The 18,587-nt window shown below is 62.5% G+C and carries 17 protein-coding genes; 10 read left to right on the top strand and 7 right to left on the bottom strand.

What is annotated here, in order from left to right:
- The first annotated feature begins 100 nt into the window (after positions 1-100).
- From L8K08_RS15850 to L8K08_RS15860, 3 genes are read left to right on the top strand one after another with little or no spacing between them, the layout of a single operon-like run.
- Positions 101-517: a MarR family transcriptional regulator gene (locus tag L8K08_RS15850; protein ID WP_145164859.1), complete on the top strand. Its 417-nt coding sequence runs from the start codon at positions 101-103 to the stop codon at positions 515-517.
- 3 nt (positions 518-520) lie between these two features.
- Positions 521-1,048 carry a G/U mismatch-specific DNA glycosylase gene (gene mug, locus L8K08_RS15855; RefSeq protein WP_242198644.1) on the top strand — a complete coding sequence of 176 codons (528 nt, stop codon included), beginning with the start codon at positions 521-523 and terminating at the stop codon, positions 1,046-1,048.
- Positions 1,049-1,078: 30 nt separating this feature from the next.
- Positions 1,079-1,681 (top strand): glutathione S-transferase, encoded by a 603-nt coding sequence (locus L8K08_RS15860; RefSeq protein ID WP_242198514.1) that lies wholly within the window; start codon positions 1,079-1,081, stop codon positions 1,679-1,681.
- A 5-nt stretch (positions 1,682-1,686) separates the two neighbouring features.
- On the opposite strand, the gene L8K08_RS15865 is transcribed toward L8K08_RS15860, so the two are convergent.
- On the bottom strand, positions 1,687-2,454 hold the full coding sequence (locus L8K08_RS15865) for an SDR family oxidoreductase (protein WP_242198518.1): 768 nt from the start codon (positions 2,452-2,454) through the stop codon (positions 1,687-1,689).
- 138 nt (positions 2,455-2,592) lie between these two features.
- Between L8K08_RS15865 and L8K08_RS15870 the strand changes: the two genes are divergently transcribed.
- A complete protein-coding gene (locus tag L8K08_RS15870) occupies positions 2,593-3,741 on the top strand; it encodes an aldose epimerase family protein (protein WP_242198520.1) in 1,149 nt (382 codons plus the stop codon).
- 143 nt (positions 3,742-3,884) lie between these two features.
- On the opposite strand, the gene L8K08_RS15875 is transcribed toward L8K08_RS15870, so the two are convergent.
- Genes L8K08_RS15875 through L8K08_RS15895 form a run of 5 tightly spaced genes read right to left on the bottom strand, consistent with a single transcriptional unit; the run spans position 3,885 to position 9,728 of the window.
- Positions 3,885-4,889 carry a substrate-binding domain-containing protein gene (locus L8K08_RS15875; protein ID WP_242198523.1) on the bottom strand — a complete coding sequence of 335 codons (1,005 nt, stop codon included), beginning with the start codon at positions 4,887-4,889 and terminating at the stop codon, positions 3,885-3,887.
- 38 nt (positions 4,890-4,927) lie between these two features.
- Entirely contained in the window at positions 4,928-5,791 is an 864-nt protein-coding gene (locus L8K08_RS15880) for an SMP-30/gluconolactonase/LRE family protein (protein ID WP_242198524.1), read from the bottom strand.
- Positions 5,792-5,806: 15 nt separating this feature from the next.
- Entirely contained in the window at positions 5,807-7,387 is a 1,581-nt protein-coding gene (locus L8K08_RS15885; protein ID WP_242198527.1) for an aldehyde dehydrogenase (NADP(+)), read from the bottom strand.
- 10 nt (positions 7,388-7,397) lie between these two features.
- On the bottom strand, positions 7,398-8,390 hold the full coding sequence (gene araD1 / locus L8K08_RS15890) for an AraD1 family protein (RefSeq protein ID WP_242198529.1): 993 nt from the start codon (positions 8,388-8,390) through the stop codon (positions 7,398-7,400).
- Positions 8,391-8,405: 15 nt separating this feature from the next.
- A complete protein-coding gene (locus L8K08_RS15895; protein WP_145164840.1) occupies positions 8,406-9,728 on the bottom strand; it encodes an MFS transporter in 1,323 nt (440 codons plus the stop codon).
- A gap of 191 nt (positions 9,729-9,919) precedes the next feature.
- Here L8K08_RS15895 and L8K08_RS15900 point away from each other — a divergent pair, with 191 nt between their 5' ends.
- Together L8K08_RS15900 and L8K08_RS15905 are read left to right on the top strand one after the other, a co-directional pair.
- Positions 9,920-11,659, top strand: a complete 1,740-nt coding sequence (locus tag L8K08_RS15900) for an IlvD/Edd family dehydratase (RefSeq protein ID WP_242198531.1) — start codon at positions 9,920-9,922, stop codon at positions 11,657-11,659.
- Positions 11,660-11,706: 47 nt separating this feature from the next.
- Entirely contained in the window at positions 11,707-12,429 is a 723-nt protein-coding gene (locus tag L8K08_RS15905; RefSeq protein ID WP_145164836.1) for a FadR/GntR family transcriptional regulator, read from the top strand.
- Positions 12,430-12,464: 35 nt separating this feature from the next.
- On the opposite strand, the gene L8K08_RS15910 is transcribed toward L8K08_RS15905, so the two are convergent.
- Positions 12,465-12,932 (bottom strand): metallophosphoesterase family protein, encoded by a 468-nt coding sequence (locus L8K08_RS15910; protein ID WP_242198533.1) that lies wholly within the window; start codon positions 12,930-12,932, stop codon positions 12,465-12,467.
- 129 nt (positions 12,933-13,061) lie between these two features.
- On the opposite strand from L8K08_RS15910, the gene L8K08_RS15915 reads away from it, so the two are divergent.
- The 4 genes from L8K08_RS15915 (at position 13,062) to L8K08_RS15930 (ending at position 18,539) form a co-directional block, all read left to right on the top strand.
- Positions 13,062-13,952: a bestrophin family ion channel gene (locus tag L8K08_RS15915; RefSeq protein WP_145164832.1), complete on the top strand. Its 891-nt coding sequence runs from the start codon at positions 13,062-13,064 to the stop codon at positions 13,950-13,952.
- 152 nt (positions 13,953-14,104) lie between these two features.
- Positions 14,105-14,863: a LuxR family transcriptional regulator gene (locus L8K08_RS15920; RefSeq protein ID WP_242198535.1), complete on the top strand. Its 759-nt coding sequence runs from the start codon at positions 14,105-14,107 to the stop codon at positions 14,861-14,863.
- 80 nt (positions 14,864-14,943) lie between these two features.
- Positions 14,944-15,831: a proline iminopeptidase-family hydrolase gene (locus tag L8K08_RS15925; protein ID WP_242198538.1), complete on the top strand. Its 888-nt coding sequence runs from the start codon at positions 14,944-14,946 to the stop codon at positions 15,829-15,831.
- 299 nt (positions 15,832-16,130) lie between these two features.
- Positions 16,131-18,539: a glucose/quinate/shikimate family membrane-bound PQQ-dependent dehydrogenase gene (locus L8K08_RS15930; RefSeq protein ID WP_242198540.1), complete on the top strand. Its 2,409-nt coding sequence runs from the start codon at positions 16,131-16,133 to the stop codon at positions 18,537-18,539.
- Positions 18,540-18,587 lie beyond the last annotated feature (48 nt).

Genomic DNA, 18,587 nt, shown 5'->3' on the forward strand with positions numbered 1-18,587 from the left:
AGGCATAATCACCCGCGTCGTGTTTTGTATCAGAGAGTATCTGCCCTTGAAATCTGCCCCGCCTTGTTCCGAGAGTCCCAGCGCCTGCGTGAACGGTGCCGTGCGCCGCACGTCCCGTCGCCTGGGCCAGATCTATGACGAGGCGTATGCGCCCTGCGGGTTGAAAGCCACTCAATACGCGGTGCTCAACCGCATCGCCAAGGCCGGCACGCCGAAGATGGGCGAACTGGCGCAAGCCCTGGTGATGGATTTGTCCGCCCTGGGCCACACACTCAAGCCATTGGTGCGCGATGGCCTGGTAGAGCTGCGCGTGGACGAATTCGACCGCCGCACCCGCCGCGTGCTGCTGACCGAGCAAGGCCAGCGCACGCACGCGGCCGCCAAGCGCATCTCGACGCAAATGGCCGAGCGCTTTGATCAGGCGTTCGGCCGTGAAGCGGCGGCGCAGCTGCGCCAGACCCTGGATTTTATCGCCTCCGACCAGTTTGCCCGCACGCTCCTGGCCAAGGACGATTAAGCCATCCGCCTCGAAGACATCCTCGCCGACCACCTGCACGTGGTGTTCTGCGGCATCAACCCGGGCAAGGGCTCTGCCGCCCTCGGCCTGCACTTCGCCAATCGCAGCAACCGCTTCTGGCGCACGTTGCACCTGGCGGGTTTTACCCCGCATGAAATCCGCCCGGAGGATGCGCGCACCCTGCTCGACTATCACTGCGGCTTGACCACCCTGGTCGAGCGCCCGACGGCGAGCGCGGGGGAATTGGCGCGACATGAATTCACCGAAGCGGCGACGGCGTTTGAACACAAGATCCGTCGTTGCCAGCCGCGGTGTGTGGCGTTCCTGGGCAAGGTCGGTTACAGCGCGTTGTCCGGCCTGCGCGAGATCGCCTGGGGGCTGCAGCCGCAGTTATTGGGCGGCGCCTCGGTGTGGGTGTTGCCCAACCCGAGCGGGCGCAACCTGGCGTTCAGCCTGGAGCAACTCGTGCACGCCTATCAGCCGCTGCGCGAGGCCATTGCGCAGGCCGGCCCGGTGCCTTTAATCTCTTGAGCCAAACACCCTGAGAGCCTTGGAGGCTTCATGAAACTGGTCGGCATGCTGGACTCGCCTTACGTTCGTCGCGTCGCAATTTCCCTTGAACTGTACGGCGTGGATTTCGTACACGAGTCGCTCTCGGTGTTCAGCACCTACGCTGAATTTACTGCAATCAACCCGGTGGTCAAGGCGCCCACGCTGGTGCTCGATGATGGAACGGTGCTGATGGATTCCAGCCTGATCCTGGACTACTTCGAAACCCTGGCGCCGACCGACAAAAAACTTCTGCCACACAACGCCGGCGCACGCGCCAAAGAGCTGCAAGTGCTCGGCCTGGCCCTGGCGGCGTGTGAGAAAACCGTGCAGATCGTCTACGAGCACCACTTGCGCCCAGCAGAAAAACTGCATGAACCGTGGCTTGATCGCGTGACCGGGCAGTTGCTGGCCGCTTATTCGCTGCTGGAAACACACCTGGCCCAGGCGAGCGGTGAACGCCTGAACCAGGCCGCGCTGACGGCGGCCGTCGCCTGGTCGTTCACGCAGTTAAAACTGCCGACGCTGCTCAAGGCCCAGGCGTATCCCAACCTGCAACGCCACGCCAATCAGCTGGAACAGCATCCGGCGTTCAGGAAATACCCCATCGAATAACTGGCCTAGACCCAGCCACCATCCACAATGAAGTTTTGTGCCGAACACATCGCCGACGCATCGGAGGCAAGAAACAGCGCCATGTTGGCGATGTGTTCCGGCAGCACACTGCCTGGCAAGCACTGGCTGCGGCTGATCAGCTCCCTGGCCGCATCGTCCACCCACATCGCCAGCTGTTTTTCGGTCATGACCCAGCCGGGCACCAGGGTGTTGACGCGGATACGGCTGGGGCCCAGTTCCCGCGCCAGCGCTCGGGTCATGCCATGGGCCGCCGCCTTGCTGGCCGCGTACACCGGGTAGCCCGCCGACGCCATCATCCAGCCGACCGAGCCCAGGTTGATAATCGCCCCGCCGCCCGCGCTTTTCATCATCGGCACCACGGCCTTGGCGGCAAAAAAGGCGTGTTTGAGGTTGACGGCGATCAGCCTGTCGAACATGTCCGAATCGACTTCTTGCAGCGTATGACGCACGTCGTTGGCTGCGTTGTTCACCAGCACGGTGATCGGCCCCAGCGTTTGCTCAAAACGCGCGATCGCCGCTTTGTAGGCGATTTCATCAGTGATGTCGCAGCACACGAACTCAACGCTATGCCCTTGGACACTCAACACCGCCGCGAGCCGCTCGCCCTGGCTTTGCGCGCGGTCCACAAAGGCCACCTTGGCGCCCTGCGCGGCGAAGGCGCGCACCATGAATTCGCCGATGCCCGAGGCACCTCCGGAAATCAGTACGGTCTTACCCTTCAGGTCGGGATAAACGGCGTGTGCAGTACTCATATAACGCTTGCCTCGATCAATTAGTCTTATTTTATTTGGCGTATCTGGGGTTTAAGGCTATAAATTCGCTGTCAACTCGACGAAATATCGCACATTAGTAGAACTATTCCACTGAAAACAACAAAAGGAAGTTCGACCATGAAGCACCCTCGACACCTGCTTTCAGGCCTCGCCTTGTCCATGCTGGTTGCCAGCGGTGGCGCCCAGGCCGCCGGGCTTAGCAGTGAACACAAGCCTTTCGGCAAAACCAACGACGGCACCGCCGTCGAGCAATACATCTTGCGCAACAGCCATGGCATGCAAGCCACGGTGATCACTTACGGCGGCGTATTGCAGTCGCTGAAAGTGCCGGATAAAAACGGCAAGGTCGATGACGTGGTACTCGGTTTCGACGACGTGCAGGGCTATCAGAGCGGTACGGCCTTTTTCGGCGCGAGCATCGGCCGCTTCGGCAACCGTCTGGCCGCCGGGGCGTTCGAACTCGATGGCAAGCGTTACCAGGTACCGCTCAACGATGGCCCCAACTCGCTGCACGGCGGTGCTCAGGGTTTCGACAAGCACGTGTGGCAGGCCGAACCGGTCAAGGGCAAAGATTCGGTCGGCGTGAAGCTGAGCTACCTGTCCAAGGACGGTGAAATGGGCTTCCCCGGCAACCTGAAGACCGAGGTCACCTACAGCCTCAACGATAAAAACGAACTGCACATCGACTACAAGGCCACCACCGACAAACCGACGGTGCTGAACCTCACCAACCACAGCTACTTCAACCTCGCCGGCGCAGGCAATGGCGACATCCTCAAGCAAGTGGCGACCTTGCATGCCAGCCGCTACACACCGGTAAATGCCACGTTGATTCCGACCGGCGAACTGGCTCCGGTCAAAGGCACGCCGATGGATTTCCTCAAACCCACGCCGATCGGCCAGCACATCAAGGACGACCATCCGCAGCTCAAGTTCGCCGAGCACAAACAGGGTGGGTTTGACTTCAACTGGGCGCTGGATACCAAAGGCGATATCAAGCAACTCGCCGCCGACGTACACGACCCCGCCTCCGGCCGACGTTTGCAGCTCTACACCACCGAGCCCGGCGTGCAGTTCTATACCAGCAACTTCCTGGATGGCACGGTGAAGGGCAAGGCCGGCAAGGCGTATGCGCATTGGAGCGCCTTTACCCTGGAAACCCAGCACTTTCCGGATGCACCCAACCAGCCGACATTTGCGTCGACCCGGTTGAACCCTGGGCAGACCTATACCCAACACACCGTGTTCAAGTTCTCCGCCGATTGAACGGTGGGAGCGGGCTTGCTCGCGAAAGCGCTGGTTCAGTCACAGATGCAGTGACTGACACTGCGCATTCGCGAGCAAGCCCGCTCCCACATTCAGTGCTCGCTGAGCATGGCTCAGCAATGGTTCATCGGTTTGGCCACTGCTCAGTTCCAGAGGCCGATTTTTTCCAGTTCCTGCTTGAAGTTCTCGCGGGTGATCAGCGTCACTTCATCCATGGCGGTGTACTTCGGTGGTTCCTTGCCGGTGGTGACCCAGTCGAACATCATCTTCGCGGTGTTGTAGCCTTCGATGTGCGGGCTGGGCAGCATTGAGCCGAAGAAGCCGCTGTTGGCTTTCTTCAATTCGCCGATGGCGTCGGTGCCATTGATGCCGATACCGATCACATTGGCCGCGGCAAAGCCTGCGGTTTCGGTAGCGCGTACGCCGCCGAGTACAGTGTTGTCGTTCATGCCGCCAATGATCAGGTTTTTCGCACCGCTGGGCAGCTTGACCAGAGCCGAGTTGGTGGCGTCCATGCTGCCCGGGACGTCGAGGGTCTTGGCGGCCGTGAACAGGATGTGATCCTTGGGAAAGCCTGCATCTTCCAGGGATTTGACCGAGCCGTCGGTACGCTTTTTACCGGTGTCGAGTTCGTTGAAGGTGTTGATCACCGCATAAGTGTCCTTCCAGTCCCAACCGCGTTTTTTCGCTTCAGCCGCCATCGCCGCGCCCTGCTTCTGGCCGACTTCAAAAGCGGCCATGCCCAGGTACGGCACGTCCTCCATGAAGTTGCCCTTGGCATCGACAAAGCGATCGTCCACGGCAATCACTTTCAGGCCGTTGACGCGGGCCTTGGCGACGATGGCCGGGCCGAGGGACACGTCCGGCGGGCAGATCACAAAGCCCTTGGCGCCGTTGGCCGCCAGGCTGTCGATGGCCGCCAGGGTTTTCTCGCCATCGGGCACGGCGATCTTGATCACGGTAAAACCATGTTCCTTGCCGGCCTTTTCGGCAAACGCCCATTCGGTCTGGAACCACGGCTCTTCAGCCTGCTTGACCAGAAAACCGATCTTCACTTCTTCAGCAGCCAGCAACAGGCCGCTCAGGCTCAGGGCTGACACCGCCACAGCGGCGCAGCACAGGGAACGCAAACCACGACGACGATTCATACGGGTGACTCCTTGTTGTTGTTTTTGAATGTCAGGATTTAACCGGCAAAGCGGTGACAGGGTATGCCGGGCACATCGACCTCGATGGCCAATACCGCGCCATCCAGGGGGTGATCCAACGGGCTGGCGGCGCTGGTGATATAGAGCGTGGTGAGATTCGGCCCACCAAATACGCAACTGGTGGGGCGGCTGACGGGCAGTTCGATGACGCGGTCCACTGCGCCGTCAGGCGTCAGGCGCAGCAGGCAACTGCCGTCCCAGCGTGCATTCCAGACATAACCCTGACTGTCCATCGCCGAGCCGTCCGGCCCTCCGCGTGGATGCGGGCCAAACCAGACGTGCGCCGGGTCGAGTTGGCCGCCCTCCTGGATCACGTGTCGGTAGAGCGTGCCGTCCAGACTGTCGCCGAAATGCACCTGGCTGCCGTCCTCGCTCCACAGCAAGGTGTTGGGAATGCCCAGGCCGCGCAGCAGCGGCGTGACCTGCGCATCGGCGTCGATGCGAAACAGGCCACCGGAACGTCGCGTGATCGGCAGGTCTTCGCCCCGCTCGCCAATGTTGTTCTGCATGGTGCCCAGCCACAGGCGGCCCTGGGCATCGCAGCGCGCTTCATTGCCACGGTTGCCGGGTTGCGGGTCGGCCACACACAGCAGCGTCAGCGCTTCGGTCGCCAGGTCGAGCCGGTAGACGCCGCTGCTCAAGGTCACAAGCGCATCGCCGCTTTCACAGGGAATAAACGCCGAGACGTGCTCGGGCAACTGCCAGATCTGCAACTGCCCGTCCATCAGGCGCAACGCCTGTTTGCCGATGATATTGACCCAATACAGCGCCTGGGTCGGCGCATCCCAAAACGGGCCTTCGCCCAACTGTGCACGGTGTGCGGTAACGGCATTAAACGGCATGTGACCTCCTGTTTTTTACAGCGGCTCGCGCGATGGCGTGCCATCGACCAGCCGCTGGATGCGCAACGGGTTGGCGTTTTTCAACGCGTCGGGCAGCAGGCTATCAGGGTAATTCTGGAAGCACACGGGACGCAGAAAGCGGTCGATGGCCAAGGTACCGACCGAGGTGCCGCGCGCGTCCGAGGTGGCCGGATAGGGCCCGCCGTGGACCATCGCGTCGCAGACTTCAACGCCGGTAGGGTAGCCATTGAGCAGGATGCGGCCGACTTTTTGTTCCAGCAACGGCGTCAGTTCGGTGAACTGCTCAAAGTCGGCCGGCTCGCCGATAATCGTCGCCGTCAGTTGGCCGTGCAACCCTTGCAAGGCGGCGCTGAGTTGGGCTTGATCAGTCACTTCAACCACCACCGTGGTCGGGCCGAACACCTCTTCCTGCAGCACTTCATCGCCGTCGATCAGCAGGCGGGCGTCGGCCTTGAACAGCTGCGGCTGCGCCTGGTTGCCTGCTTGAGCGCTGCCCGCCAGATGCTGGATGCCCGGGTGCGCGAGCAGCTTTTCCAGGCCTTTGCCATAGCTGCTCAAGGTGCCGGCGTTGAGCATGGTTTGCGCCGGCTGATCATTGATCAGGCTGGCCACCTGCTGGGTGAATGCGCTGAACTGCGGCGATGCAATGCCGATCACCAGGCCTGGGTTGGTGCAGAACTGACCACAGCCTTGCACCACCGAGGCCGTCAGGTCGCGGGCGATGGTGTGCGCCCGCGCCTGCAATGCCTGCGGCAATACGATCACCGGGTTGATGCTCGACATCTCGGCAAACACCGGGATCGGCTGCGGCCGGGCTGCGGCCATGTCGCACAAGGCGCGACCGCCCTTGAGCGAGCCGGTAAAACCCACCGCCTGGATCGCCGGGTGCTTGACCAGCGCCTCACCGACGCCGCCGCCGAAGATCATATTGAACACGCCCGCCGGCATTTCGGTGGCCTGGGCCGCGCGCAGGATTGCATCGGCGACCTGCTCAGCCGTAGCCATGTGCCCACTGTGGGCCTTGAACACCACCGGACAACCCGCCGCCAGCGCCGCTGCGGTGTCGCCACCGGCGGTGGAAAATGCCAGCGGAAAGTTGCTCGCGCCGAACACTGCAACCGGGCCCAGACCAATGCGGTATTGGCGCAGGTCCGGACGCGGCAACGGCTGACGCTCGGGCAAGGCTTTGTCGATGCGTGCACCGTAGAAATCGCCACGCCGCAGCACGGTGGCAAACAGGCGCATCTGGCCGCTGGTGCGGCCGCGTTCGCCTTTGATACGCGCGGCGGGCAGTGCCGTTTCGCGGCACACCAGTGCGATGAAGTTATCGCTCAGGGCATCCAGCTCGTCGGCTATCGCGTCCAGGAACTGCGCACGGCGCGCAGCGCTCAACGCCCTGTAAGCCGGATATGCAGCAGCGGCGGCCTTGGCGGCGGCGTCGACTTCCTGCGCGGTGGCCTGGTAGAAAGCCTGGGGTAAGGCTTCGCCGGTCGTGGCGTCAAGGCTGTGCAACTTGACGCTGCCGTTGGCGCTGCGCTGGCCGCCGATGTAGTTGTGGCCGAGAAACGGGGGCATGGTGCTCTCCTTAAAGGGTGATGACATTGCCGGGTTCGAACACCGTAGCGGCGCTGCCGACGGTATTGATCAACGGCGCGCCGAATTCGGCCTGGCTGATCTCGAACACATCGCCCGGTTGGGTACGTATACCGTCGGCGAATGACAGCGTGGCGGTGCCGAAGAAATGAATGTGCACGTCGCCCGGCTTGAGGAATTGACTGTATTTGAAGTGGTGATACTCAAGGTTTTCCAGGCTGTGGCACATGTTGGCCTCGCCACTGAGGAATTCGTTTTGCCAGATCACTTTGCCGTCACGCAGGATGCGGCTGGTGCCCGCCAGGTGCTGCGGCAACTCGCCTACGCGTAACTCCGGACCATAGCTGCAACTGCGCAACTTGGAGTGGGCCAGGTACAGGTAGTTTTTGCGCTCCATCACGTGATCAGAGAACTCGTTGCCCATGGCGAAGCCCAGTCGATAGGGTTTGCCGTCGTGGCCGATCACGTAGAGGCCACCGATTTCCGGCTCTTCACCGGCGTCTTCGGCAAACGGCGGCACCGGGAAAGCCTGGCCCGGGCGCACCACGATGCTGCCGTCGCCTTTGTAGAACCACTCCGGTTGCACACCCGCTTGGCCAGACGCGGGCTTGCCGCCCTCCACGCCCCATTTGAAGATGCGCAGGGTGTCGGTCATCGCACTGTCGTCACCGGCCTGCTGGTGCATCTTGTCCCGCGCCGAGGCGCTGCCCAGGTGGGTCAGGCCGGTGCCGCTGATCAACATGTGGGCCGGGTCCGGGTGATCGAGCGGCGGCAGGATTTTCAGGTCAGCCAGCAATGCGCGGTAATCGTAGCTGTCGCCCAGGCCCAGCTTGTCGACCTGTTGCGCCAATTTGACGCCCGCCTCGATGGCCGCCAACGCCAGCTCACGCACGCTGCGGGCCGTCTGCACTTCGCGCAGCTTGGTGCCTTCTACTACGCCGACACGGCGCTCACCGTTGCGTAACTCAAACTGAACTAAACGCATGAAATGTCTCCTTGATTAAGTCCGCGTGGCACCCCGGGCGCTGGCGGCAAATTGTTCGGCGGGCAGCACGTGCTTGCGTTCCAGCACGCGGTACACCACGCCGGTCAGCAGCAACCCGAACACCATCACACCCGACAGGAAGTACAAGCCCGAGGCCAGGTTGCCGGTGTACTCCTTGAGCGCGCCGATCACGAACGGGCCGATATAGCCGCCGAGGTTGCCCACCGAGTTGATCAGCGCAATGCCCGCCGCCGCACTGGCGCCGGCGAAAAAGCGCCCCGGCAGGGTCCAGAACACCGCCGTGCAGGAGAACAGCGCGAACGCCGCCAGGCACAGCGCGGCCATTTGCAGCACCGGCAAGCTCAGCCAGGCACTCAAGAACAGCCCGATGGCGCCCAGCACATACAGCACCGCGAGATGGCCGTAGCGATCATTCAAACGGTCGGAGCTGCGCGGAATGATCAGCAGGCCGAGAATGCCGAAGATATACGGCACCGCCGAGACGAAACCGGTGACCAGGTCACTGCCGCCAAACTGCTTGATCAGCGTCGGCAGCCACAGGCCAAGCCCATAAATGCTCAAGGTTACGGGCAGGTAGAACAGCGCCAGCAGCAGCACTCGTTTGTCTTTCAGTGCATGCAACGGGTTGCCGTGGCGGGTCTGGCCGTAGGCTTGCAGGTCTTTATTCAGCTCGCCGGTGAGCCAGGATTTCTCGTCCTCGCTCATCCACTTGACCTGCTGGGGGCCGTCCGGCAGCCAGCGCAGCACCGGCCAGGTCAGCAACAGCGCCGGCGTGCCGATGACGATGAACAACCACTGCCAGCCATGCAGGCCGAGGATGCCGTCCATGCCCAGCAAGCCGCCGGACACGGGGCCGGTGATCATCATCGCAATGGGTTGGGAGAGGATGAACAGCCCGAGGATCTTGCCGCGATGGCGCACCGGGAACCACTGGGTGATGTAGTACAGCACACCGGGAAAGAACCCCGCCTCCGCCGCGCCGAGCAGAAAGCGCATCACGTAAAAACTGTGCGGCCCCTGCACGAAGGCCATGCCGATGGTGATCGCGCCCCAGGTCAGCATGATGCGCGCAAACCAGCGCCGGGCGCCGAAGCGGTCGAGCATCAGGTTGCTGGGAATCTCGAACAGGAAGTAGCCAATGAAGAACAGCCCCGCGCCCAAACCATAGGCGGCGTCGCCAATGCCGACATCGGCGCCCATGTGCAGCTTGGCAAAACCCACCGCCGAGCGGTCCACGTAGGCGATCAGGTAGAGCAGGATCAGGAAGGGAATCAGTTTCAGCGTGATGCGCCGAATAAGCCGCAGTTCCTGGCTCATGGGTCGATCTCCGATTGTTGTTTTTATAGAAGCTCGGGGGTTGCCGCCGGCCAAATTCAGGCAGGGCGATACCTCATTTGAAGCCGACTATATAGTATGACTATTTACAAAACAACTCTTCCAAAGCCTCGATTTTGCGCTTATGTTTAGCCGCATATAGAACATATAGTCATACAATAAGAGAGACCACCATGCCTGATAATAAAAAGCCCACCCTCCGCTCCGCCCAGTGGTTTGGCACCGCCGACAAGAACGGCTTCATGTACCGCAGCTGGATGAAGAACCAGGGCATCGCCGACCATCAGTTCCATGGCAAACCGATCATCGGTATCTGCAACACCTGGTCGGAGCTGACGCCGTGCAACGCGCACTTCCGCCAGATCGCCGAGCATGTCAAACGTGGTGTGATCGAGGCCGGTGGCTTCCCGGTGGAATTCCCGGTGTTCTCCAATGGTGAATCCAACCTGCGCCCCACCGCTATGCTCACGCGCAACCTGGCGAGCATGGACGTGGAGGAAGCGATTCGCGGCAACCCCATCGACGGCGTGGTGCTGCTCACCGGCTGCGACAAAACTACCCCGGCGCTGCTGATGGGCGCGGCCAGTTGCGACGTGCCGGCCATCGTCGTCACCGGCGGGCCGATGCTCAATGGCAAGCACAAAGGCCAGGACATCGGCTCGGGCACGGTGGTGTGGCAGCTCAGCGAACAGGTCAAGGCCGGCACCATCACCCTGGACGATTTCCTCGCGGCCGAAGGCGGCATGTCGCGCTCGGCCGGCACCTGCAACACCATGGGCACGGCCTCCACCATGGCCTGCATGGCCGAGGCACTGGGCACTTCCCTGCCCCACAACGCGGCGATCCCGGCGGTGGATGCGCGCCGGTATGTGCTGGCGCATATGTCCGGCATGCGTGCGGTAGAGATGGTGCGCGAAGACTTGAAGCTGTCGAAGATCCTCACCAAGGAAGCGTTTGAAAACGCGATCCGCGTGAACGCGGCCATCGGCGGTTCGACCAACGCGGTGATTCACTTGAAAGCCATCGCCGGGCGCATTGGCGTCGAGCTCGACCTGGATGACTGGACGCGCATGGGCCGCGGCGTGCCGACCATCGTCGACCTGCAGCCGTCAGGGCGTTTCCTGATGGAGGAGTTTTACTATGCCGGTGGCCTGCCCGCCGTGTTGCGCCGCCTGGGCGAAGCCAACCTGATCCCGCATCCGCATGCGCTGACCGTCAACGGCAAGTCCCTGGGCGAGAACACCAAGGACTCGCCGATCTACGGCCAGGACGAAGTGATCCGTACCCTCGACAACCCGATCCGCGCCGACGGCGGCATCTGCGTGCTGCGCGGCAACCTGGCGCCGTTGGGCGCCGTGCTCAAACCATCGGCCGCCAGCCCCGAGTTGATGCAGCATCGCGGCCGCGCGGTGGTGTTCGAGAACTTCGACATGTACAAGGCGCGCATCAATGACCCGGAACTGGACGTGGATGCCAATTCGATCCTGGTCATGAAAAACTGCGGCCCCAAGGGTTACCCGGGCATGGCTGAAGTCGGCAACATGGGCTTGCCGGCCAAGCTGCTGGCCCAGGGTGTGACCGACATGGTGCGTATTTCCGATGCGCGCATGAGCGGCACCGCTTACGGCACGGTGGTGTTGCACGTGGCACCCGAAGCCGCCGCCGGCGGGCCGTTGGCCACGGTGCAGGAAGGCGACTGGATCGAACTGGACTGCGCCAATGGCCGCCTGCACCTGGACATCTCCGACGCAGAGCTGGCGGCACGCATGGCCGAGCTGCCGCCACCGCAGAAGCTGATCGTCGGCGGCTACCGTCAGCTGTACATCGACCATGTGCTGCAGGCCGACCAAGGCTGCGACTTTGACTTTCTGGTGGGTTGCCGTGGGGCTGAAGTCCCCCGTCATTCCCACTAATTGGGATGCTATGATGCCGCCTATTTAGCCAGGGCCTCCCGTTCGTTATGGATCACCAGCCGTCCAAGCCGCGCAAGAGCATGCATGCCCAGATCGTTCAGGACTTGGGCATGCACATCGTTTCCGGTCGCTTCAAACCCGAAGAACGCCTGCCCATGGAGGCCACGCTGTGCGAGGAGTACAAGGTCAGCCGGTCGGTGTTGCGCGAGGCGACGCGCGTGCTCAGCGCCAAGGGCCTGGTGTATTCCAAACCCCGGGTGGGCGCGGTGGTGCGGCCACGCCTGAAATGGCATTTGCTCGACCCTGACGTGTTGTCCTGGCTGATGCAGACCACGCCTCACAGTGAGTTTTTCAACACCCTGGCCGGCGTGCGGCGCATCCTCGAACCGGAAATCGCCGCCATGGCCGCGACCACCGCCACCGATGAAGACATTGCCACCATCGAACAAGCCTACCTGGGCATGGAAACCGCCAAGACCCACGACGACCTGCTGCAGGCCGACCTGGACTTTCACCGCGCGATTGCCGACGCCACCCGCAATGACCTGCTTGCCTATATGTGCAACATGCTCTCGCTGCCGTTGCGCGAGTCGATCAACATCACCAACCGCCGCCCGGACATCCAGGGCCTGAGCCTGCCGCGTCACAAGGCGATCCTCACGGCGATCCAGAACCGCGACGCCCTCGGCGCCCGCCACGCTTCGCTGGTGCAACTGGACGACACGCGCGTGGCGCTGGACACGGTGATGAACGTGCTGACCCCGTTGTAAATGCACGACGGGCGTCACCTGATTGAGCCAATCGGCTACTGAACAGCGTCCACCAGCGAAATCAGCCGCGACTCAATCGACGCCTCAACGATCTCAAGCACCGCAAGTGTCACCGGCAGTTTGAACCGGCGCCTGCCAGCGCTGCCCGGGTTGACGTACAACGTTGCGCCGCGCCACACGATCAAGGGTTTGTGCGAGTGGCCGGTGATCACCAGCCGTGTGTGCGGGTCGAGTAACGCGGGCACGTCGGCAATGTCATGCACGACCAGGGTTTTCCAGCCGTCAAGATCAATGCTCAGATGGTCAGGCACCTGCTGCGCCCAGGCCGCGTCCTGATCATTGTTGCCGCGCACCACATGCACCGGCGCGATCTGCGCCAGGTGTTCAAGGATGTCCGGCCCGCCGATATCGCCCGCATGGATAATCTGCTCGCAGCCTTGCAGCGCCGCGATCGCCTCAGGCCGCAGCAAGCCGTGGGTATCGGAAATCACGCCAATTTTCATAGAGCCTCCTAAGGGTTATGAACATTGACCGCACTCGCCTTAAACGATTCAGGTCATCAGCGAACCTTCCCCCCAAACCAGCGTCCGAGCTAAGGCATTGTTGCTTACCGCTCGCCGCGAGGACCTCGTTTGAAAGCCGCCATCATCAAAAAATACCGCCTGATCATCAAGACCATGGGCTATGTGGGCTGGGCTCTGTTCTGGCTGTTGTTGTGGGATGTCGCCGTGACGGTGGATTTCATGCTGTTTCTCACCACCAAGATCAATTTGCCGCTGATGCCGTTGACCTTGCTGGGTTCGGCGCTGGTGGTGCTGATCAGTTTTCGCAACAGCAGCGCTTACAACCGTTGGTGGGAAGCCCGCACGCTATGGGGCGCGATGGTCAATAACTCACGCAGTTTTGCCCGACAGGTGCTGACGCTGCTGGACGACCCGGACGGCGAAGTGAACCCGGCCAAAGCCACGTTGCTGCGCCGTCATGTGGCCTATGTGAATTGCCTGGCGGCGCACCTCAGGGGCAAGCCGTGCCCCGACGAGGTGCGTGCGTTCATCCCGGCCGAGGAGTTCGCGCGCAACGGTGCGACCAATAACTTCGCCAATGACATCCTTACCGGCTCGGCGGCATTGCTGGCCAGGGAGTACAAGGCCGGCCACTTGGACAGCATCCGCCTGTCGCGAGTGGAGTCAACCCTGGTGGACTTGTCCAATGCCCAAGGTGGCATGGAGCGCATCGCCAATACGCCGCTGCCCTACCCTTACGTGTATTTTCCACGGCTGTTTATTTCTCTTTTCTGCCTGATCGTGCCAGTCGGGCTGGTGGAGTCCCTGGGCTGGTTCACCCCGCTGGCCTCGACGGTGGTGGGCTTTATGCTGCTGGCGATCGAGCGTATCGGCACCGACCTGCAAAGCCCGTTTCACTCAAGCGAGCACCAGATCCAGATGGAAAGCATCTGCGAAACCATCGAGAAAAACCTGCAGTCAATGCAGCGCGATGCGTTGGGTGGCGAGCGCATCGGCTGAGCGCATCGACAGCCTCAAGAAGGCAGATGATGCTCGTCAGGCGCATTTCATCTGCCACCGCCGGTTCGGCGCGCGATGCGCCAAGGCCCGCATGACAACCGTTGGTATGGCGTTTGCTGGAGAAACCGCGCATCCCACCGCCCGGAGGCGTCATGCACACCGACCTGATGACATTCAGCGAGCAACTCGCCCACCTGACCAGCCTGGATGCGTGCCTGGCGCATGTGCAAGCGGCGACCAACCGGTTGGGGTTCAACACGCTGATCTACGACTTTGCGCCAGTGCCGGTCAGCCATGAAGGCGCGTTGATCACCCCGTCGGTGTTCAAGGCGCTGAATGCACCGCTGGACATGCACGACCTGTGGTGCACGGGCGGCTATTACCAGATCGACCCGGTGCAGCAATGCGCCGCGCGCAGAACCACGCCGTTTGTGTGGTCGTTCGGCAGCGACACCCCGTGGAACGTCGCCCTGACCGACGCCCATCGCCCGGTGGCCCACTATGTCCGCGACTACGGCCTGAGCACCGGCCTGACGGTGCCGCTGCACTTGCCGGATGGCGGCTTTGCCACGCTCACCGCGATCATCGACGGCACCCCGGCGCAGGCCGAGCAGCAGGCCCGGCAAAGTCTTGGTGACATGCTGGGAATGGCACACACCTTCCAGGCCCGGGCCAGCGAACTGCTGGCACCGGCGCAGCGCTGTTGCACGCATGTTCACCTCACCCGGCGCGAGCGCGAGTGCCTGCAGCATTCGGCCAAGGGGCTGTCGGCCAAGTGCATTGCAGCCGCCCTCAACCGCTCCGAGGCGACGGTCAACCTGCACCTGGTCGCCGCCGCGCGCAAGTTGGGTGCGCGCAATCGCGTCGAAGCCGTGGCGCGTGGTTTGCATTACCGGCTGGTGGAAGTTTGAGAACCTATCACTTTTACCAGTGCACCTGACGCGCCGTTTTGGCTAGCCTGTACCGCATCGATCCCAATGAGGTACAGAACATGCTGGTTCGCGAAGGTTATGCCGATTTCCGTGGCTATCGGACGTGGTTCCGGGTCACCGGCGACTTGAATTCAGGGCGCCTGCCCTTGATCGTTGCCCACGGCGGCCCGGGCTGCACCCATGATTACGTCGACAGTTTCAAAGACCTGGCCGCCACGGGCCGCGCGGTGGTGCACTACGATCAGGTCGGCAATGGCCGCTCGACCCACTTACCCGGCGCCTCTGTCGATTTCTGGAGCGTGGCACTGTTCCTGGCAGAGCTGGACAACCTGGTCGAGCACCTTGAGATCAGCGACTACGCGCTGCTGGGCCAGTCCTGGGGCGGCATGCTCGGCGCCGAGCACGCGGTGCGCCAGCCTGCCGGCTTGAAAGCGTTGATTATTGCCAATTCGCCAGCCTCGATGGACTTATGGTGCGAAGCGGCCAATGAACTGCGCCAAGCGCTGCCGCCCGAGGTGCAGGCCACGTTGCTGCGTCATGAGGCCGCCGGCACCACCGACACCGCTGAATACCTCGCCGCAGCGGAAGTGTTTTACGCGCGCCATGTGTGCCGTACCCAACCGGTGCCGGCCGAAGTTGAGCGCACCAATGCCGCCATCGAAGAAGACCCCACCGTCTACCACGCGATGAATGGTCCCACTGAGTTCCATGTGATCGGCAGCATGCGCAACTGGACGATCATTGATCGCCTGGCGCGAATCCAGGTGCCCACGCTGCTGATCTCCGGGCGCTTCGACGAAGCCACACCGGCCACGGTGCAACCGTTTGCGGACGGCATCAGCGACGTGCGCTGGCAGATTTTCGAGCAGTCCAGCCATATGCCGCATGTTGAAGAGCGTGAAGCGTGCATGGCGTGTGTAGCCGAGTTTCTTGCCACCCTGGAGTGAAGAGTGGCGAGCAGGCTTGCCCTGCGTTGGGCTGCGAAGCAGTCCTGAAAACAAACACCGCGTTCTGGCTGGCAGACCGCGGTGTTTTTATTGGGGCCGCTCCGCAGCCCAACGCAGGACAAGCCTGCTCGCCACACAAAGCCTGCTCACCACACAAAAGCCTGCTTGCCACTTCAAGGCGGTTTGCAACACCATCATCCCAAAGCCTGTAACAGACTATTACCCAGTAGAATGTACTAACCAGTTACTTATCTTGCTAACATTCGACCTTTAGTCACTCACCTTCGAGTCCTGTCGACATGAAACGAGCATCCCGCGCCGCTGGCGCCTCACGATATCTCCTGCTGGGCCTGGGCATCATCATTGCCCTGCTCGGCGTGGCCCTGGCCGTTGGCGGCGCCAAACTGGTCAGCCTGGGCGGTTCCTGGTACTTCCTGATCGGTGGCGTGGCCATGGCCGTTTCCGGCCTGTTGATCGCGCGACGCAACCCGGCTGGCGCGTGGTTGTTCGCCGCCTTTCTGGTGGGCACGGCGGTCTGGGCGGTGGCGGATGTAGGGCTGGTGTACTGGCCGCTGTTCTCGCGGCTATTCATGTTTGCGGTGATCGGCGTGGTGGTGGCGCTGGTGTATCCGCTGCTGGCCGGCAAGCCGGCTCGCGGCGCGTATGGCATTGCTGCCGTATTGGCAGTGGGCGTGGCCGTCGCTGCAGGCAACATGTTCGTGGCGCACCCAAGCGTGGCGCCTACCGGTAAAGGCCCGGGCATCACGCCGGTGGCTGCCGCCGACGCGCAGAAAGACTGGGCCCACTACGGCAACACCGAAGGCGGCAGCCGTTTTGCCGCGCTGGACCAGATCAACCGCGACACCGTCAACAAGCTCAAAGTGGCGTGGACCTACCACACCGGCGACGTCGCCATCAGCGACGGCAACGGTGCCGAAGACCAACTGACGCCCCTGCAGATCGGCAACAAAGTGTTCATCTGCACACCGCACAACAACCTGATCGCACTGGACGCCGACACCGGCAAAGAGCTGTGGAAGAACGAAGTCAACGCCAAATCGGCGGTGTGGCAGCGTTGCCGTGGCATGGCGTATTTCGACGCCACCGCGCCCATTGCCCAGCCGACCCAACCCAACAGCTCGCCGATCATGGCTGCCAGCGTGCCGGCCGGTGCCCAGTGCCAGCGTCGCCTGCTGACCAACACCATTGATGCACGCCTGATCGCGGTGGATGCCGACACCGGCAAATTCTGCGAAGACTTCGGCACCCACGGCCAAGTGGACCTCAAAGCCGGCCTGGGCGATGTGCCGGACAGCTACTACCAATTGTCGTCGGCACCGTTGATGGCCGGCACCACCGTCGTCGTCGGTGGCCGCGTCGCCGACAACGTACAAACCGATATGCCCGGCGGCGTGATCCGTGGTTTCGACGTGATCACCGGCCAAATGCGCTGGGCCTTCGACCCGGGCAACCCCGAAGACAAACAAGCGCCAGCCGCCGGCAGCACCTACGTGCGCAGCACGCCGAACAGCTGGGCGCCGATGTCGTACGACCCGCTGATGAACACCGTCTTCCTGCCGATGGGCAGCTCGTCCACCGACATCTATGGCGTTGAACGTACCCAACTGAATCACAAATACGGCGCCTCGGTGCTGGCGCTGGACGCCTCCACCGGCGCAGAAAAGTGGGTGTACCAGACCGTCCACAACGACCTGTGGGACTTCGACCTGCCGATGCAGCCGAGCCTGATCGACTTCACCCCACCGGGCAGCGACAAGGCAGTACCGGCTGTAGTGATCGGCACCAAGGCCGGGCAGATCTACGTGCTCGACCGCGCCACCGGCAAGCCGCTCACAGACGTCAAGGAAGTGCCGGTCAAGGCCGCGAACATTCCCAACGAGCCGTACTCGTTGACCCAGCCTAAATCGGTGGGCATGCCGCAGATCGGCGCGCAAACCCTGAACGAATCGGACATGTGGGGCGCCACGCCCTACGACCAGTTGCTGTGCCGTATCGACTTCAAGGGCATGCGCTACGAAGGCCTGTACACCGCGCCGGGCACCGATAAATCGCTGAGTTTCCCAGGCTCGCTGGGCGGCATGAACTGGGGCAGCATTTCCACCGACCCGGTGCATGGCTTTATCTTCGTCAACGACATGCGCCTGGGCCTGTGGATCCAGATGATCCCGTCGCAGAACAAGGCCAAGGCCTCGTCCGGTGGCGAAGCGCTGAACACCGGCATGGGCGCCGTACCGCTCAAGGGCACGCCGTATGCGGTAAACAAAAACCGCTTCCTGTCGGTGGCCGGCATCCCGTGCCAGGCGCCGCCGTTCGGCACCCTGACCGCCATCGACATGAAGACCCAGCAGATCGCCTGGCAAGTGCCGGTGGGCACGGTTGAAGACACCGGCCCGCTGGGCATCCGCATGCACCTGCCGATCAAGATTGGCCTGCCGACCCTCGGCGGCACGCTGTCCACCCAGGGCGGCCTGATCTTTATCGCCGGCACCCAGGACTTCTACCTGCGCGCCTTCAACAGCGGCAACGGTGATGAAGTCTGGAAAGCCCGCCTGCCGGTGGGCAGCCAAGGCGGCCCGATGACCTATGTGTCGCCGAAAACCGGCAAGCAATACATCGTCATCACCGCCGGCGGCGCGCGCCAGTCCACTGACCGTGGCGACTACGTGATCGCCTACGCCCTGCCATAACCCCGTGTTCGCGCGGTGTCGCCCTCCGGCACCGCGCTTTTTGTCTGG

The sequence above is a fragment of the Pseudomonas sp. TREG-RG-20F-10-E-6-01 genome (assembly GCF_022662455.1).
Classification (GTDB): Bacteria; Pseudomonadota; Gammaproteobacteria; order Pseudomonadales; family Pseudomonadaceae; genus Aquipseudomonas.

Coding starts and splice junctions, on each gene's coding strand:
- L8K08_RS15860 (WP_242198514.1), top strand. CDS start 1,079: ATGAAACTGGTCGGCATGCTGGACTCGCCTTACGTTCGTCGCGTCGCA.
- L8K08_RS15865 (WP_242198518.1), bottom strand. CDS start 2,454: ATGAGTACTGCACACGCCGTTTATCCCGACCTGAAGGGTAAGACCGTA.
- L8K08_RS15870 (WP_242198520.1), top strand. CDS start 2,593: ATGAAGCACCCTCGACACCTGCTTTCAGGCCTCGCCTTGTCCATGCTG.
- L8K08_RS15875 (WP_242198523.1), bottom strand. CDS start 4,889: ATGAATCGTCGTCGTGGTTTGCGTTCCCTGTGCTGCGCCGCTGTGGCG.
- L8K08_RS15880 (WP_242198524.1), bottom strand. CDS start 5,791: ATGCCGTTTAATGCCGTTACCGCACACCGTGCACAGTTGGGCGAAGGC.
- L8K08_RS15885 (WP_242198527.1), bottom strand. CDS start 7,387: ATGCCCCCGTTTCTCGGCCACAACTACATCGGCGGCCAGCGCAGCGCC.
- araD1 (WP_242198529.1), bottom strand. CDS start 8,390: ATGCGTTTAGTTCAGTTTGAGTTACGCAACGGTGAGCGCCGTGTCGGC.
- L8K08_RS15895 (WP_145164840.1), bottom strand. CDS start 9,728: ATGAGCCAGGAACTGCGGCTTATTCGGCGCATCACGCTGAAACTGATT.
- L8K08_RS15900 (WP_242198531.1), top strand. CDS start 9,920: ATGCCTGATAATAAAAAGCCCACCCTCCGCTCCGCCCAGTGGTTTGGC.
- L8K08_RS15905 (WP_145164836.1), top strand. CDS start 11,707: ATGGATCACCAGCCGTCCAAGCCGCGCAAGAGCATGCATGCCCAGATC.
- L8K08_RS15910 (WP_242198533.1), bottom strand. CDS start 12,932: ATGAAAATTGGCGTGATTTCCGATACCCACGGCTTGCTGCGGCCTGAG.
- L8K08_RS15920 (WP_242198535.1), top strand. CDS start 14,105: ATGCACACCGACCTGATGACATTCAGCGAGCAACTCGCCCACCTGACC.
- L8K08_RS15925 (WP_242198538.1), top strand. CDS start 14,944: ATGCTGGTTCGCGAAGGTTATGCCGATTTCCGTGGCTATCGGACGTGG.
- L8K08_RS15930 (WP_242198540.1), top strand. CDS start 16,131: ATGAAACGAGCATCCCGCGCCGCTGGCGCCTCACGATATCTCCTGCTG.